The 14,486-nt window shown below is 64.3% G+C and carries 14 protein-coding genes and 1 tRNA gene; 8 read left to right on the top strand and 7 right to left on the bottom strand.

All coding sequences use genetic code 11. The features are described 5' to 3' along the window. Positions 1–106 precede the first annotated feature (106 nt). Entirely contained in the window at positions 107–619 is a 513-nt protein-coding gene (locus tag EGT67_RS11090; protein WP_127916137.1) for a DUF2199 domain-containing protein, read from the top strand. A gap of 134 nt (positions 620–753) precedes the next feature. Here EGT67_RS11090 and EGT67_RS11085 read toward each other — a convergent pair whose 3' ends face one another. The 3 genes from EGT67_RS11085 to EGT67_RS11075 form a co-directional block, all read right to left on the bottom strand. After that, the gene (locus EGT67_RS11085; RefSeq protein WP_127916136.1) at positions 754–1,140 is read right to left on the bottom strand and encodes an HsmA family protein; all 387 of its coding nucleotides are present in this window, start codon (positions 1,138–1,140) and stop codon (positions 754–756) included. 549 nt (positions 1,141–1,689) lie between these two features. Beyond that, positions 1,690–1,965, bottom strand: a complete 276-nt coding sequence (locus tag EGT67_RS11080) for a hypothetical protein (protein ID WP_127916135.1) — start codon at positions 1,963–1,965, stop codon at positions 1,690–1,692. 204 nt (positions 1,966–2,169) lie between these two features. Then, positions 2,170–2,796: a TetR/AcrR family transcriptional regulator gene (locus EGT67_RS11075; RefSeq protein WP_127916134.1), complete on the bottom strand. Its 627-nt coding sequence runs from the start codon at positions 2,794–2,796 to the stop codon at positions 2,170–2,172. A 173-nt stretch (positions 2,797–2,969) separates the two neighbouring features. On the opposite strand from EGT67_RS11075, the gene EGT67_RS11070 reads away from it, so the two are divergent. Beyond that, on the top strand, positions 2,970–3,830 hold the full coding sequence (locus EGT67_RS11070) for a haloalkane dehalogenase (RefSeq protein ID WP_127916133.1): 861 nt from the start codon (positions 2,970–2,972) through the stop codon (positions 3,828–3,830). Between the two features lie 10 nt (positions 3,831–3,840). On the opposite strand, the gene EGT67_RS11065 is transcribed toward EGT67_RS11070, so the two are convergent. From EGT67_RS11065 to EGT67_RS11050, 4 genes are all read right to left on the bottom strand, one after another. Continuing rightward, a complete protein-coding gene (locus EGT67_RS11065; RefSeq protein WP_127916132.1) occupies positions 3,841–4,683 on the bottom strand; it encodes an alpha/beta fold hydrolase in 843 nt (280 codons plus the stop codon). Between the two features lie 58 nt (positions 4,684–4,741). Further along, positions 4,742–5,356 (bottom strand): Imm21 family immunity protein, encoded by a 615-nt coding sequence (locus tag EGT67_RS11060; protein WP_127916131.1) that lies wholly within the window; start codon positions 5,354–5,356, stop codon positions 4,742–4,744. 560 nt (positions 5,357–5,916) lie between these two features. Beyond that, positions 5,917–6,315 (bottom strand): DUF2510 domain-containing protein, encoded by a 399-nt coding sequence (locus EGT67_RS11055; protein ID WP_127916130.1) that lies wholly within the window; start codon positions 6,313–6,315, stop codon positions 5,917–5,919. A 458-nt stretch (positions 6,316–6,773) separates the two neighbouring features. Beyond that, positions 6,774–6,847 (bottom strand) — tRNA-Gly (locus EGT67_RS11050). Between the two features lie 139 nt (positions 6,848–6,986). Between EGT67_RS11050 and dcd the strand changes: the two genes are divergently transcribed. The 6 genes from dcd (at position 6,987) to EGT67_RS11020 (ending at position 14,477) form a co-directional block, all read left to right on the top strand. Next, positions 6,987–7,574: a dCTP deaminase gene (gene dcd, locus EGT67_RS11045; RefSeq protein ID WP_127916129.1), complete on the top strand. Its 588-nt coding sequence runs from the start codon at positions 6,987–6,989 to the stop codon at positions 7,572–7,574. A 735-nt stretch (positions 7,575–8,309) separates the two neighbouring features. Next, positions 8,310–9,860, top strand: coding sequence for a sugar transferase (locus EGT67_RS11040; RefSeq protein ID WP_127916128.1), 1,551 nt, complete (start codon positions 8,310–8,312; stop codon positions 9,858–9,860). A gap of 108 nt (positions 9,861–9,968) precedes the next feature. Next, a complete protein-coding gene (locus EGT67_RS11035; RefSeq protein ID WP_127916127.1) occupies positions 9,969–11,297 on the top strand; it encodes a UDP-glucose dehydrogenase family protein in 1,329 nt (442 codons plus the stop codon). Continuing rightward, positions 11,291–12,367 (top strand): glycosyltransferase family 4 protein, encoded by a 1,077-nt coding sequence (locus EGT67_RS11030; RefSeq protein ID WP_127916126.1) that lies wholly within the window; start codon positions 11,291–11,293, stop codon positions 12,365–12,367. The genes EGT67_RS11035 and EGT67_RS11030 overlap by 7 nt, the downstream gene beginning before the upstream one ends. Continuing rightward, positions 12,364–13,395 carry a glycosyltransferase family 4 protein gene (locus EGT67_RS11025; protein WP_127916125.1) on the top strand — a complete coding sequence of 344 codons (1,032 nt, stop codon included), beginning with the start codon at positions 12,364–12,366 and terminating at the stop codon, positions 13,393–13,395. Before EGT67_RS11030 ends, EGT67_RS11025 begins: the two co-directional genes overlap by 4 nt. Then, a complete protein-coding gene (locus EGT67_RS11020) occupies positions 13,392–14,477 on the top strand; it encodes a polysaccharide pyruvyl transferase family protein (protein ID WP_127916124.1) in 1,086 nt (361 codons plus the stop codon). The genes EGT67_RS11025 and EGT67_RS11020 overlap by 4 nt, the downstream gene beginning before the upstream one ends. The last annotated feature ends 9 nt before the right edge of the window (positions 14,478–14,486 follow it).

The raw sequence follows: 14,486 nt of genomic DNA, 5'->3' as shown, positions 1-14,486 counted from the left end.
GGTGGTTCTGCGTGCCCGTACAAGGATCAATATTCGTCCTGATGTTTACCGCTCCTGCCGTACTTCTCCGTATGAAGGCGCGGTGTCCGGCTTCTATGCTTGGGGCATGCCAACGGATCTGGGGTTCCTCTGCTCGCACTGCGGCCAGGAACATGATGGCCTGCCATTCAGCTACGGCTATCTCGCTCCCGTCTACTGGAGCGAGGGCCTGGACGGCGCTTCGGGAAACGTCCTCGGTGACGAGCAGTGCGTGATCGGCAGGGAACATTTCTTTGTCAGGGCTCGACTGATCCTGCCTCTCGCGGATGCGGTGGAAGACTTCGAATGGGGTGTGTGGGTTTCGCTGAGCCAGACCAACTTCGCCCGCATGACGGAGTTGTGGACAAGTCCGGAGCGGATACAGGAGCCACCGTATTTCGGCTGGCTCTCCACCGAGCTGCCCACATACGAACCCACGACTCTGAACCTGAAGACCAAGGTGCACAGCCAGGCCGTCGGCGTTCGGCCGACGGTTGAATTGGAACCCACTGACCACCCGCTGGCCGTGGAGCAGCGAACCGGCATCACTCTCGGCCGCGTACAGGCCATTGCCGAACTGCTGCTGCACGCTCCCCACTGACGATCCGTCGTTGCCCGACCAACTGCCTTGCGTCGGCATACACCTCTGAGACAAGAGGATCGGCGACATCGAACCGAGAACTCCGGATCGTACAAATCCGGATCGGCTCCACGGACGGCGCCGCTCGGGCCGCACTAGCCGGTCATGGCGCCGATGGCCCCCGTGAAATAGGGCACCAGCCAGATCGTCCACACAACCAGGCTGAACTGGTGGAACTTCGCCTTCTCCGAGGGGCGATCGCGGAGCAGGACAATGACGGCCCACGCCAGGTGAATGGCCATGAGCACGATAGCCACAGCGCCGGTGACGATCATGATTCTGTTGAAGGTGGACGTTGCGGTTTCCGATGACTCGTCGGAGATTCGACTCATGAGGAAGGTGCCGGTGGCGTCGCAGACCAGGCCGAGCGCGAAGGCGCCGGCATGCCACCACTTCAAGGTCTTCTGGATGCGTTCCGACCACACACCGATGGAGTAGAAAACCAGGGCAAACGTGATGACGATGATCGCGGTGGCCAGCATGCCCAGAGGCTAGCCGGGGCTTGTTGCCGATTCGCGACGCCTCGCCGCCACTTACCGCCATCGGCTCAGGACGAACTTCGGGCGATCCGCGCTATGCCGCTAGCCGCGCGGGGGTGAGCGAAGGGATGCGCGGAGGAGAAGCCTGAGCACGGGAGTGGCATGTGTGGAGGGGCGTTCACCTCAATGTCGAGTGCGTTGAACCGGTCCGGTTCGAGCATCTCCGTCACGCCCCTGCCCCCGGGCGGTGGGGCAGGGGTGTGGCCACCGTCGAACGCCCGACCGGTCGGGCGTCATGCTCGCCACGAATGAATGCGTACCCGCCGCTGAGCTCGGATGGTGAACATCGGCGGCGACGAGATGTAGGGGCAAGCATCTACCAAAAGGCCTGCACGCTTTATATACCCGAACCGGGGTGGGTGAGCGGCGGTCCGCCTGGATGGGGGAGCGATGCTCACCAACGCCATTGAGGTGACTCAGTGCGGAGCCCGGTTTGGCGCGGACAAGGGCGCGAACACGAGGCGTGCCATCGGCTTCACACCCATCCTGGGATTACAGATCGTCTGGAATGCAGTCTGCAAGCGTCTTGCCGCCGAGGAACACCGTGCACAGCACGTTCAACGAAGCCGTGGCGACACCGTTGGAGAGGTTGGTGGATCCGGAGTTCTGGCCATCGTGCGGGTAGAAGAAGTCGCTGCTGCCGGAACTGCCCGCCGAGGCGACAGGGAGGGCCGGATTTTCGAGGTCTACCGGCGCGGCAGATGCCGAAGCCGCGGTGCCGAGGGCGATGGTTGCGCCCGCCAATGCAACGATGATTGAACGCTTCAAGTTGGATCCTCTGCGCTAGTGCTGTTGAGACGCCGAGCGGCGTCCCCTTGATAACACCGCATCCCGCTGCGGTTGTCCCCGGTGAGAACTACCGGGATCCGGCGAGTTGATACCCGGAGGTCTTTGCTGATTCGTCGGTCGGTGACCACACTTCTCGGAGCCCTCGACCACACGACGCCTGTCGACCCGATATGGCGTCAGACCTCACGACTTCCCGGTAGAGGTGGTCGGAGCTGGGGCGACACCGCGCAGATAGGCAGTGAGGATGGATTCCAGGGGGGTGGTTGCGTGAATGACCGTCCGCGTGAACACCAAGGAGTCGGTGAGCGCGATCAGCTCCTCGATTCGTTCGTCGGAATTGGGAAGGCCCGCGCTGGCGAGGAGTGACGAGGTCACCTCTCTGGTAATCGCATGGACCTCGGACTGTGTAGTCAGCTTCCCCTGAAGCAGGGGAACGTCATCGGTTTCGAGGATGAGCGCGTAGCGGGCTTTCATGTCGTCACGGCGGTCCGAGAGTCTCTCGACGAGCGCGGCGACCACGCCGGCAAGCTCGGTGATGCTCAGTTGGTGTTCGCTCTGAGGCGTTGCGCTCAGGGCATCTGCGGCGTGCTTGGCGTCAGCTATCGCGCGTTCGGCGAGCGCGTCGACGACGAGTTCGAGTAGCGCGAGCCGGGTTCTTGCATGGTGGGAGGTCGACCCCTGCGGGATCCCGGCTTCCTGGTCGACCGCGCGGTGTGTGAGCGCGCGAAGTCCGTCGCGGGCAATGATGCGGATGGCGCTGTTCGCGACCAGTTCTCGGCGTTCATCGGCGCCGGTTGCTCGTGTAGGCACAACCACACGCTACAGGTGTAGCGTACTTTGGTGATGGTTGCGCTACACCTGTAGCGCAACCTCGCGGTGGGGGTTGCTGCGTAGGGGGATTCGGTGGCCTGGGTGTGGTCACCGAGCGTGCGCCGGCCCTGTCGGGCGACATGAAGAGATGGTCCGGACGAGGAGGGCGCTCAATGATGATCGATTTCGTTCCCGACAAGACCCTGTATCCCTTCGAGTCGCGATGGTTCGACTCGTCTGCCGGTCGGGTGCACTACATCGATGAGGGATCCGGACCGCCGATTCTGTTCTGTCACGGCTCACCGTCGTGGAGTTTCCTATACCGCCGCATCGTGAAGGGCCTGCGCGCCCAGTATCGGTGCATCGCCGTGGATCATCTGGGCTTCGGGCTGTCCGAACGGCCGGAGAATTTCGACTACAGGATCACCGAGCACGCGACGGTCCTGGGCGAACTGATCGACCATCTGCAACTGGACGGCTTCGTCGTGATGGGCCACGACTGGGGCGGCCCCATCGGGCTGAGCGCGGCAACTGCGCGGGCAGATCGAGTCCGAGGGGTGGTGCTGGGCAACACGGTGTTCTGGCCGATCGAGCCGCTGGCCAACCGAGCATTCAGCGTGATCATGAGCAGCCGCCCCATGCAACGACGCATACTCGGCCAGAATCTGCTGGTGGAGCGATTCCTGCTCGGGGAGCTGGGCCGCACGCTCACCGAGGTCGAGGCCGACCACTACCGCTTGGTGCAACCCACCGAGGAATCGCGACGCGGGCTCACGTTCATGCCCAAGGAAATTCGCGACGCACGCCCGCTGTTGGACCGTCTCGCCCGAGACGTACCCGCCCTGCTGGGACACAAGCCGGCGCTGGCGGTGTGGGGGATGCGGGACATGATCTTCCGTCCGAACGCGTGCATCCCGCGGATGCATGCCGCCTTTGCCGATCTCGACGTTGTCGAGCTACCCCGCGCGCGGCACTTCATCCAGGAACACGAGCCGGACGCGATCATCTCGGCAATCGCCAATCGGTTCCCGTGAACAGCGCCCTCTATCCGAGCGTGAGCATCGCCTCGGTGACCTCGCCGACCGCCGTATCGGGGATCGCAGTGGCGGCCTCTTCGAGGACGAGCAGCCGTGCCCGGGGGATCTCGCGCGCGATCGCCTCGCCGTTGCCGACGGGAAAGAACCGGTTGCGGCGGCCATGGACGACGAGCGTGGGGACCTCGATCTCGGGCAGGCGCTCGCGCCAGCGGGGGTTGCAGTCGAGCCTGGAAAACACCATGCCCATCTGGTTGGCCATCTGGACCGGGGGTGCGGTGCCGGGAGTGCGGTCCCAGATGCGCGCAGCTGTTGCGCGCGCGGCGACGGGGTCGTCGCCGAGGATCTCCGCGCCGGCGGCGGCGAACTCGGCCACCGCCTCGCGGTCGGTCCAATCGGGCATCGGGCGTGCGAACAGTCGGCTCATCGTCGCCTGGTCATGGTCGGGGAGGTCATCGTCGGGCCGGCCAGGGGCAACCGGGCGGGTGCCGACCAGGGTGAGCGCCGAGAAGACGCCGGGATGGTCGAGCACGGCGACCTGGGCGACCATCCCACCGACGCCGATTCCTGCGAGGTGTGCAGGCCCGCCGCCCAGCGCGTCGGCCAGGGCAGCGGCGTCGGCGGCGAGGCTGCGCAAGGTGTAGTCGGGCGCCTCCGGATCCGTCGTCGTCGACTTCCCGCTATCGCGCAGGTCGTAGCGCACCACACGGCGCCCGCCGGCGACGAGGCGCTCGCACAGCGCGTCTGGCCAGGAGAGCATCGTCGTTCCGCCGGCGAGTACGACGAGTGGCGCGTCGTCGTCACCGAACGACTCGATGCCCAAGGCGATTTCATTGGCGTTGACAGTGGTCATCGGATCACCCGTAGATGTTGTAGGTCAGTTGCGTCACGGTGTCGGCAACAAATTCGAGTCATGCCAAGGCAGACCCGATCCGCCGCCCAAACTCATCGCTGACGGATGAAGCGTGTGGCGGATGTGACTCGGTGGTAAGGGTTGTGTCGTTGAGGTGGTTGCCGACGGTTGGCTGGAGCTGAACGAGGATCATCCAGTTGTCCGGGCCGTTGATGTAGGTTGCCCGGACTCGGTATTGCCCTGGATCGAGGGCGATGTGGAGCTGGTTTTCGAGTTCGATCTCAGCTCCCGGCCATGCCGAGTCGAAAAGCATGACGGGCTCTCGTATTTCCCAGACGAGGTCTTCGTCCTCATCCCATGTGATGTGTGCTTGTAATGCTTGCTGCGCGGCGGCGACGAGTTCTTCTTCGGAGTCTGCCGCTGCCCATCGCAGAAACACCCGTTCGGTTGGGAGATATGTCGTGCGAGCGGGTTCGTCTCCAAGGACCAATGCCTGCTGAGAGCCGATCGTGACCAGGCCGATGTACCCGTCAACCGAGCAGGCGCGGCCGTAGTCGCCCCATGCTTCTACGGGTCCGTCCAGGTCGTCGGATGTGCCGCCCCAGTGACCAAGTTCTGATTCGGGGGCGATCAGCAGGGGGCCTCCGGCCGACTCGACCCATGTGTAAAGCATGACCGCTCGCCCCTTGTTCGTTTGTCTGTCGGCTTCTTGTTGCCCCGAACAGGGTAAGTATGGGTGCAGAGCCCACTCCCGATCGCCGGAGTCCGGTCACCATCCTTGGCCGGCGATCGTCCGTAGCTGCACGGGTCACAGTGTTCAAGCACCGACTCGCAGTTGCCAGTCGAACGCGCCTTCTACGGCGATCCGGTGACGATCCTCGACAATTCGATGCTGGTGGTGATTCGCGGTGATTCTGGTTCCAACAAGTGCACGGTCGGCCCACGGTCTTGCGCGAGCCCGATGCGTCGGGTGGCTTCAACATCGCTCTTGAGACGATCGGGCGTGAAGGTCTGTCGAGAGGGAGTAGCCATCGTCGGAGGCGAAGAGAGATGGAAATGGGTGGAAGGGTGTTCACCTATCGCGGGTTGTGATGCGTTGGTAGCGGAGCGGCTGGGCTGACCAGTCGGTAGTCACGCCTTGAATGGTCGTCAGACCACGCCCTGCGAACTGCATCCTCTTGAAGGAAGGAAGCCGCATCAAACCCGGGACAGCTCAACATGCGGCCTCGGACTTTAGTTGTCGAAGATGTGTGATAGTTCGTCGCGCTTGTTCGACATCTGGTTCTCGATGTAAAGAGCGTTGACAAGCGCGAGTGTCAAAATGACGGCCGCGACCACCCGGACCCACTTCGCCGCACCAAAGAAGAAAGCAACAGCCACGCCTGCTCCGACGACTCCGACGCCTGTCCAGATTGGGCCAGACCCGGTCAGGAGGCTGACCGACTGCATGGACATCACCAATCCGATGCCAACCAGGACACAGACGCCGATCGCAACCGCTCTTTGCCTGCTTGGTCCGGGGTTGGACGCCGAAGACGTGACAACCGGAGCGGCCCATGCGGTGCCGTCCCAATAGATGTTCTTTGCAGGGTCGGATGGATCTGGATACCAACCGGGCGCTGGCTGCGTCATGATTACCGCTTCTGTTTTATCTGCACTATCTACGGGGGAACAGCATAGCCAGGGCGGACATCGTGCAGAAAACACTGAGGTTGACCCCTGACGAGGATGTCCGTATGTCGGGCAAACGCAAGCGGTACGTCCCGGAGTATCGGCTGCAGTCCGCCCGTCCGGTGATCGAGACCGGACGTCCGCGGAGAACCCTCGGTCCACTCGAATTGGAGGATAGCCACCCTGCACCACAGCGAAATCCACGGATTCCGCTACTCGACCTCGACCACATCGAGAGAGCTGTCCGTTCAAGGCGGCCGAGCGGGCACGCGGTTCAGCTCGCCCTGAATTCATGCCAGAGGCGACCGAAGTTGTCCAGACGGGTGGAGTTGTGCAGGAAGTCGAATGTCGATTTCGTACGCAGATTCAAAAGGGAACACAACGGGCATTAATGGGTGAACACCCTGCCGCTGGATGGATGGAGCCGATGACGGGAATCGAACCCGCGTATTCAGCTTGGGAAGCTGATGTTCTACCATTGAACTACATCGGCATGCAGGGCTTTACCCTGCAAGCGGCAACTGTAGCAGAAGCTGCCGACAGTGTGTTCGAGGCCGACTGGAACCCGTGTCGCGTTCGACGATGTTCGAGGTCGTCGCCGGTCACAATGACCTCCCCGGTAGCCTCTTGCTGTGCTGCTCTCAGACCGTGACATCCGTGCCGAGATTTCTTCTGGACGACTGGGCATCGACCCGTTCGATCCCGAGATGGTGCAGCCGTCCAGCGTGGACGTTCGACTCGACAGTCTGTTCCGTGTCTTCGACAACACCAAGTACACGCACATCGACCCCGCGCTCCGACAGGACGAATTGACGTCGTTGGTCGAACCGGTGCCGGGAGAGCCGTTCGTGCTCCATCCGGGGGAGTTCGTTCTCGGCTCGACGCTCGAGGTGTGCAGCCTGCCCGACGATCTGGCCGGCCGGTTGGAGGGCAAGTCGAGCCTCGGTCGTCTCGGGCTTCTGACGCACTCGACTGCCGGATTCATCGATCCGGGGTTCAGCGGCCACATCACCCTCGAACTCTCGAACGTCGCGAACCTGCCCATCACGCTGTGGCCGGGCATGAAGATCGGCCAGTTGTGCCTGCTGCGACTCACCAGCGCGGCGGAGAACCCGTACGGCAGTTCCGCGGTCGGTTCGAAGTACCAGGGGCAGCGCGGCCCGACGCCGTCGCGGGCGTACCTCAACTTTGCGACGCACCCCAGCACTCAGGGCCGCTGACCGTCATCTTCTGAAGGTCTCCACCGACCGCTGACGGTCGGCTGATTGAAGATTCACATACTCCCAGCTCGCGGGAAATCGAAGCGTTTTCTCGCTGCTGCAAGATGTGTTTTGTCTCACATTGACAGATGGCGCGGTCTGCGAGCAGCGCCCGGTCTTGTGCATCGATTCAGGTCGCGGCGTCGCCCCGTTCCGGCCCGGTCGCGGGAGTGTCGACCGGCGGTGCCGTGGCCCGGCGGCGCCGATTTCCCGACTCGAACGCCGCAAGGCGCCCGCGGTCGCTGCAGGTCGACTCGGTTACCGGAGAGTAGTACTACCGTACCGATAGGCGTTAAAGGGTCGTTCTCCCTGTTATTTTCGCGTAGAGCCTTTGGTCCCGGGGATGGATCGATGTGAACGTTCGTCCAGGTTCCGATGTGGCCGAATCGGACGAACGCCCAACTCTTTCGGTCGTTCGTTTCAACTTTTGGCGGGCATTGGCCCGTGCTAGAACGATTCCGTACAGCGGAGGGCGTCACGCGAGTTCGACGTCCGAAGCGCATCTGCCTCAGGGGTGATCGAAAGCTTTGCGGGACGGAGGATCCCGCCGAAGCGAACGCGAACCCCAGCCGGTGTCGTCGCCTTCGTGCGCCGGGCCGGGGGGATTGGGGCAGGTGACACGGGCGGTAGTTCTCTTCGAGCGCTGCCGTCCGGGCTCGACAAGCAGATCGACCCGTCGGGGGTCATGTCATGTGAATGGTCGATGGAGGTGAAGGCGTGACGGCTTCGCGCTACCTGGAAACGGGTACGGAAGCGGAGGGTGACGGGGTATCTCCGCTTCGCCTGGTGAATGAAGCTTCTCCGCAACAAAATTCGCGCAGTATCTGGCAGCACTGCTATGTGAGCCGGCTGCGCATCGTCGATACCGTCATCGTGGGAGCAGCGGTCGCGGCCGCGCAGATCGCGCGGTTCGGTACGACACCCGAGGCCGTCACGGCCGGCATCTCCGGCTTGAGCTACACCATGATGTCGGTCGCCCTGGCCGGCTTGTGGCTCGCCATGCTGGCGATTCACCGCACGCGTTCGACGCGTGTCATCGGTGCCGGTGCCGAGGAATACCGCCGCATCGTGACCGCAACGTTCCAGTTGTTCGGGCTCATCGGAATCCTCAGCCTGCTCTTCCGCGCCGACATTGCGCGCGGATACCTCGCGATCGCCTTCCCGCTCGGACTCGCCGGACTACTCGGCGGCAGGTGGGCGATGCGCAAGGTCGTCACTCGGCGGCGCGCCAAGGGCGACTGCCACACGTCGGTGCTCGTGGTGGGGAGCCCCCAGTCGGTTCTGACGATGACCCGCAACTTCGAGCGGGACTCGTCGTCCGGCTACCGCGTCGTCGGTGTCTGCATGCCGGGCTACGGCTACCGCGAGGACGAGCACCTCGTGGTCGACGGGCGCGAGATCCCCGTTCTCGGAAACGAGTACGACGTGATCGGCGCGCTGGGTGCCTGCGGCGCGGACACGGTGGTCGTCACCGCGACCGAGCAGCTGGGCCACGACGGAATCCGCGGTCTCGTATGGGATCTCGAACCCCACAACGTCGACCTCGTGGTCGCCCCCGGCGTCGTCGATGTCTCCGGCCCGCGGCTGGTGATGCGTCCGGTCGCCGGGTTCCCCCTGATCCACGTCGAGAAGCCGCGCTACCACGGTGCGAAGCGTTTCGGGAAGACCGCCTTCGACACGTGCTTCGCGCTGGCCGCCCTCATCGCGGTGTCGCCGGTGATGCTCGCGGCCGCGGTCGCCGTGAAGACGACCAGCAGGGGCCCGATCCTCTACAAGTCCGAGCGAATCGGTATCAACGGCAGACCGTTCCCGATGCTCAAGTTCCGCACCATGGTCGACGGCGCCGACAAGCAGGTCGCCGCACTCCTCGGTCAGAACGAAGGCGCCGGCGTCCTGTTCAAGATGAAGGACGATCCCCGCATCACCCCGGTCGGAAAGTTCCTGCGCAAGTACAGCCTCGACGAGCTACCGCAGTTCGTGAACGTGCTGCGCCGAGAGATGAGCGTGGTCGGACCGCGTCCGCCGCTGCGCCGCGAGGTGGAGGCGTACGACGGCACCGTCCGGCGTCGCATGCTCGTCAAGCCCGGACTCACCGGACTCTGGCAGGTCAGCGGCCGAAGCGACCTCTCGTGGGACGAGACTGTGCGACTTGATCTTTCGTACGTCGAGAACTGGTCGATGATGCAGGACATCCTCATCGTCGGCAAGACCGTCCGCGCCGTCACCGCCGGTAGCGGAGCGTACTGACCGTCGCACGTCGCGCGACGACGACCCCTGATCCATACGACGCACGAGAACCTGCACCCGCCGGTGCGGGAGTTCGTCGACCCCGAGTTTCGAAGATGAGGCAGATCAATGAGTGCATCCGTTGCGGTATTCGGTACCGGATACCTGGGCGCGACACACGCCGCGTGCATGGCGGAGCTCGGCCACCAGGTTCTGGGCGTGGACGTCGATGAATCGAAGCTCGCCAAGCTCGCGGCCGGCGAGGTTCCGTTCTACGAACCCGGTCTCGACGAAGTCCTGCAGCGCAACATCGCCGCGGGCCGGCTCCGGTTCACGTCGTCCTACGAGGAAGCCGCGGAGTTCGCGGACATCCATTTCATCGGTGTCGGCACACCCCAGAAGAAGGGCGAGTTCGCAGCGGACCTGACGTACGTCGACGCGGTGATCGACCGGCTCGCACCGCTTCTCACCCGACCGGCGGTGATCTTCGGCAAGTCGACCGTTCCGGTGGGAACCGCGGAGCGGCTGGGGGCCCGGGCACGGGCACTCGCGCCGGCGGGCGTCGGCGTCGAGGTCGCGTGGAATCCCGAGTTCCTGCGGGAGGGCTTCGCCGTCCAGGACACCTTGCACCCGGATCGGCTCGTGCTCGGCGTGGATCGCGATCGCCCCGGGCGTGCCGAGGAGGTAGCCCGTGAGGTGTACGCACAACTCCTGGAAGAGGAGATTCCCTTCCTCGTAACCGATCTCGCGACCGCAGAGCTTGTCAAGACGTCTGCGAACGCCTTTCTGGCCACGAAGATCTCGTTCATCAACGCGATGGCCGAGGTCTGCGAGGCGGCCAGCGCGGATGTCACCACGCTGGCGGACGCGATCGGCCACGACGCCCGGATCGGCCGACGGTTCCTCAACGCGGGCGTCGGATTCGGCGGCGGATGCCTGCCGAAGGACATCCGCGCCTTCATGGCTCGCGCCGGCGAACTCGGCGCCGATCAGGCCCTGACCTTCCTCCGTGAGGTGGACGCGATCAACATGCGTCGCCGCACCCGTATGGTCGAGATGGCTCGCGAAGCGTGCGGGGGAACACTTCTCGGTACCCGGGTAGCCGTGCTCGGTGCCGCTTTCAAGCCGGAATCGGACGACGTGCGCGACTCGCCGGCCCTCAATGTCGCCGGGCAGATCCAGCTTCAGGGCGCGACCGTAACCGTGTACGACCCGAAGGCCATGGACAACTCTCGTCGGCTCTTCCCGACGCTCGGGTACGCGACCAGCGTGGCCGACGCGGTCGAAGGCGCCGATGTCGTGCTCGTCCTCACGGAATGGAAGGAGTTCCGTGAGATGCGGCCGGCCAGGATAGCCGCACGGGTGCGCCACCAGAGCATCATCGACGGACGAAACTGCCTGCGGCCGGAGGAATGGCGAGACGCCGGGTGGATCTACCGGGGTATGGGTCGATGCTGACGTCGCAGGTAGCACGTCAGCAGTCGCAGAACCGGCCGGACGTACTCCATGTGTCGGAGGCGTATGGCGGTGGCGTCCAGACCGCCATCAGCCGCTACATCGAGAACTCGCCGGGGTTCCGCCACGAATTGGTCGTGCGAACGCGGCAGGCGCACGACGTCGGTGAGATCCCCGATGTCGAGATCACTCGACTCGAGGGGTCGATGGCGAAGTTCATCTCGTCGGCACGCCGAGTGATCCGAGCGAAGCAGCCGAGGGTCGTGCACCTGCACTCGAGCTTCGCGGGGGCGCTGCGGGCCTTCAGCTTTCCCGGGGTGAAGGTGGTGTACACGCCCCACTCCTATTCGTTCCTGCGGAGTGACATCAGTCCGCTCGTCCGCGCGGGGTATCTCGGCACGGAGTACCTTCTCAGCCGCGGCCCGCACACGATCGCTGCCATCAGCCCACACGAGGCGGCGACTGCGGCTCGACTGGTCTCCGGGCGCGCGGCCGTGACCTACCTGCCGAACGTTGCCGGTGACGTGTCGCGATCCGTCTCGCCGGGCAGGCCGGAGAAGTCTGCACGGACGCGGGTCGTGACCGTCGGCCGAATCTCGGCGCAGAAGGACCCGTCCTTCCTGGCGCAGGTCGTCGAGCGTGTCGATGACCCGTCGGTCGACTGGACGTGGATCGGCGACGGCGAGGCGCCTCTCAAACAGCGGTTGGTCGATGCCGGAGTGACGGTGACCGGGTGGCTTCCGAACAGTGAGGCACTCGAGCGAATGGCCCAGGCGGATCTCTATTTTCACCCTGCCCGCTGGGAGGGCGCACCGATGACCTTGCTCGAGGCGGTCTCGCTGGGCACACCGGTGCTCACCCGGGCGATCGCGACACTCGACGGACTCGGGTTCGCGTCCGCCGGAAGTGATGCCGAGGACGCAGCGAGAAGTGTCCTGCGATTCGCGCACGACGCGAATTACCGGGCATCGGTCCAGCAGACCGCTGCGCGATCGCACGACATCCATTCGTCGAGTGTCCAGAGCCGGGCACTGTCGCACCTGTACGGAGTCTCGCTGGAGGAGGCAGCATGAAGGTTCTCATGCCCGGTCGCATTCTCGAGCGGCATGTCGGTGGAAACACCACGTACGCACGCACACTGGCCTCCGGTCTCCGCGATCGCGGAGTCGAGGTCTCGTCGATGCGGTACGTGGACAATCCCGTCGGGACGCTCGCCCTCGAGACGGCGCAGGCGTTGGCACGACCGGTACCCGACCAGGTCCTCCACTACGTCGCTGACACCGGGCCGTTGATCTCGACCAGGTCTCCATCGGTCGTGACGGTTCACGGGGTGGCAAGCAAGTGGGTCGAGGGCGTACGCAAACCCCACGCCGAGCGGGTCTGGCGTGCCAGGGTCGGCGCGGCAATCAAGCGAACGAACCGGGTCATCACGGTCTCGGAATCCAGCGCCGACGACATCGCCGACGTGTTCGGCGTGGAGCGAGAATCGATCTCGGTGATCCTTCACGGAATCGACTGCGAGAAGTTTGCACGATCGAGGACCCTGTCGGAGGACATCAGCGCGAAGGTGCCTTCCGAGTTTCTCCTGTACGTGGGCAATATCGAGCCGCGCAAGAATCTGGTGGAACTGGTCGAGGCCATGTCATGCGGGCCGCTGGCTGATGCAGGACTTCCATTGCTGATCGCGGGAAAGCCGGCCTGGGACTCCGAGGAGTCGATGGCAGCGATCACTGCGAGCCGCAACGTCCGATACCTCGGCTTCATCTCGGAGGACGACAAGATCGCGTTGATGCAGCGGTGCACCGCCTTCGTGTTTCCGAGCAAGTACGAGGGCTTCGGGTTTCCGGTGCTCGAAGCGATGGCGGCGGGAGCCCCGGTGGTGACCTCACAGCGTGGGGCCCTGCGTGAGGTGGCGGGACCCGCGATGGTCACCGCCGATATCGATCGCGAGTCGATTGCGGCGTCCGTTCGGGATGCGCTGGGGGACAGCGAGTGGCTGACGACCGCCCCCGAGCGCGGGCGAGCGTGGGCCTCGACCTTCTCGTGGGACAAGAGTGTCGACGCACATGTAGAGGTCTACAGATCGGTGGTGGACAGGTGAAGGTTGCTCTGCTGCACGGCTACAGCGCATCGAACGCCGGAGACGGCCTGCTGGTCGAGGAGTCGCTCGGGATAGTCCGCGAGGCGCTGGGGGACGATGTCGAGTTCATCCTCGCGGCCTCCCACCCGGAAACGTTCGAGTACCTCGGAATTACGACGGTCAACTCGGCGCCCGGAAAGCGCGGCTACGACCGTGCATACCTGGATCTGTTGCGCGGACTCGATGACCTCGACCTGGTCGTCGGTGTCGGCGGCGGCTACTTGCGAGCGGGATACCTCGAAGAGGCGGCCAAGATGGCACTCGTTCACGGACCGCAGCTGCTGGCGGCGGGACGGACATCGACACCCACGATCTATCTTCCTCAGAGCGTGGGACCAGCGAAGTCGTTCACGTACAAGATGATCGGCCAGGGCGTCGGCAAGGTGCGGCGGTTCTACGTTCGTGACGACCGGAGTCTCGCCGAATACGGCCCCTACGGCGCGGTACGTGCGTCCGACCTTGCCATTCTCGGTGCGGATGCAGAACTCGGTGATGCCCCGCCGGCACCCGTACCCGTCGTGAGCGCACGACCGGTGCGCGGTGTCGTGCCGCCTCTCGTTCTCGACCTCTGCCGACAGATCGGCACGTTCGAGGGCTACGTTCAGAGCGCTACCAGCGGTAACGACGATCGCTCCGTGATGAACTCGATCGGCGCGACGCGGATTCTCACTCGTAGCGAACTGATGACCCCAGGGTCCGAAACGCGCGTCGTTGTCGCCGTACGTCTTCATGCTGCGCTGATGGCACTTCGCGCAGGTCACTTCGTGATTCATCTGGCTTACGAGCGCAAGGGCTTCGGAGCCTTCGAGGACCTGGGGATTGCGGACTATGTCCACAATGTCAACATGTTCGAGCCCGAGCGGATCCTGAGGCAGATCGACGAATTGATCTCGGACCCGGAGGTGCGGGACGACTACCGCTCACGCCAGCGACGCGCGCTGGACACCGCCAGTGTGGGGCGTGAGGCGCTCGTGAACGATATTCGTGCATTGGCGATGAGCGGATCACGGCCCGACGAGTTCGAAAAGACGGCATTGGGATGAGCGGTGGAG

The sequence above is a fragment of the Prescottella agglutinans genome (assembly GCF_004011865.1).
GTDB classification, from domain to species: Bacteria; Actinomycetota; Actinomycetes; order Mycobacteriales; family Mycobacteriaceae; genus Prescottella; species Prescottella agglutinans.
Note: the sequence above shows the minus strand (reverse complement) of the source record. Positions and strands in the feature narration are given on the sequence as shown.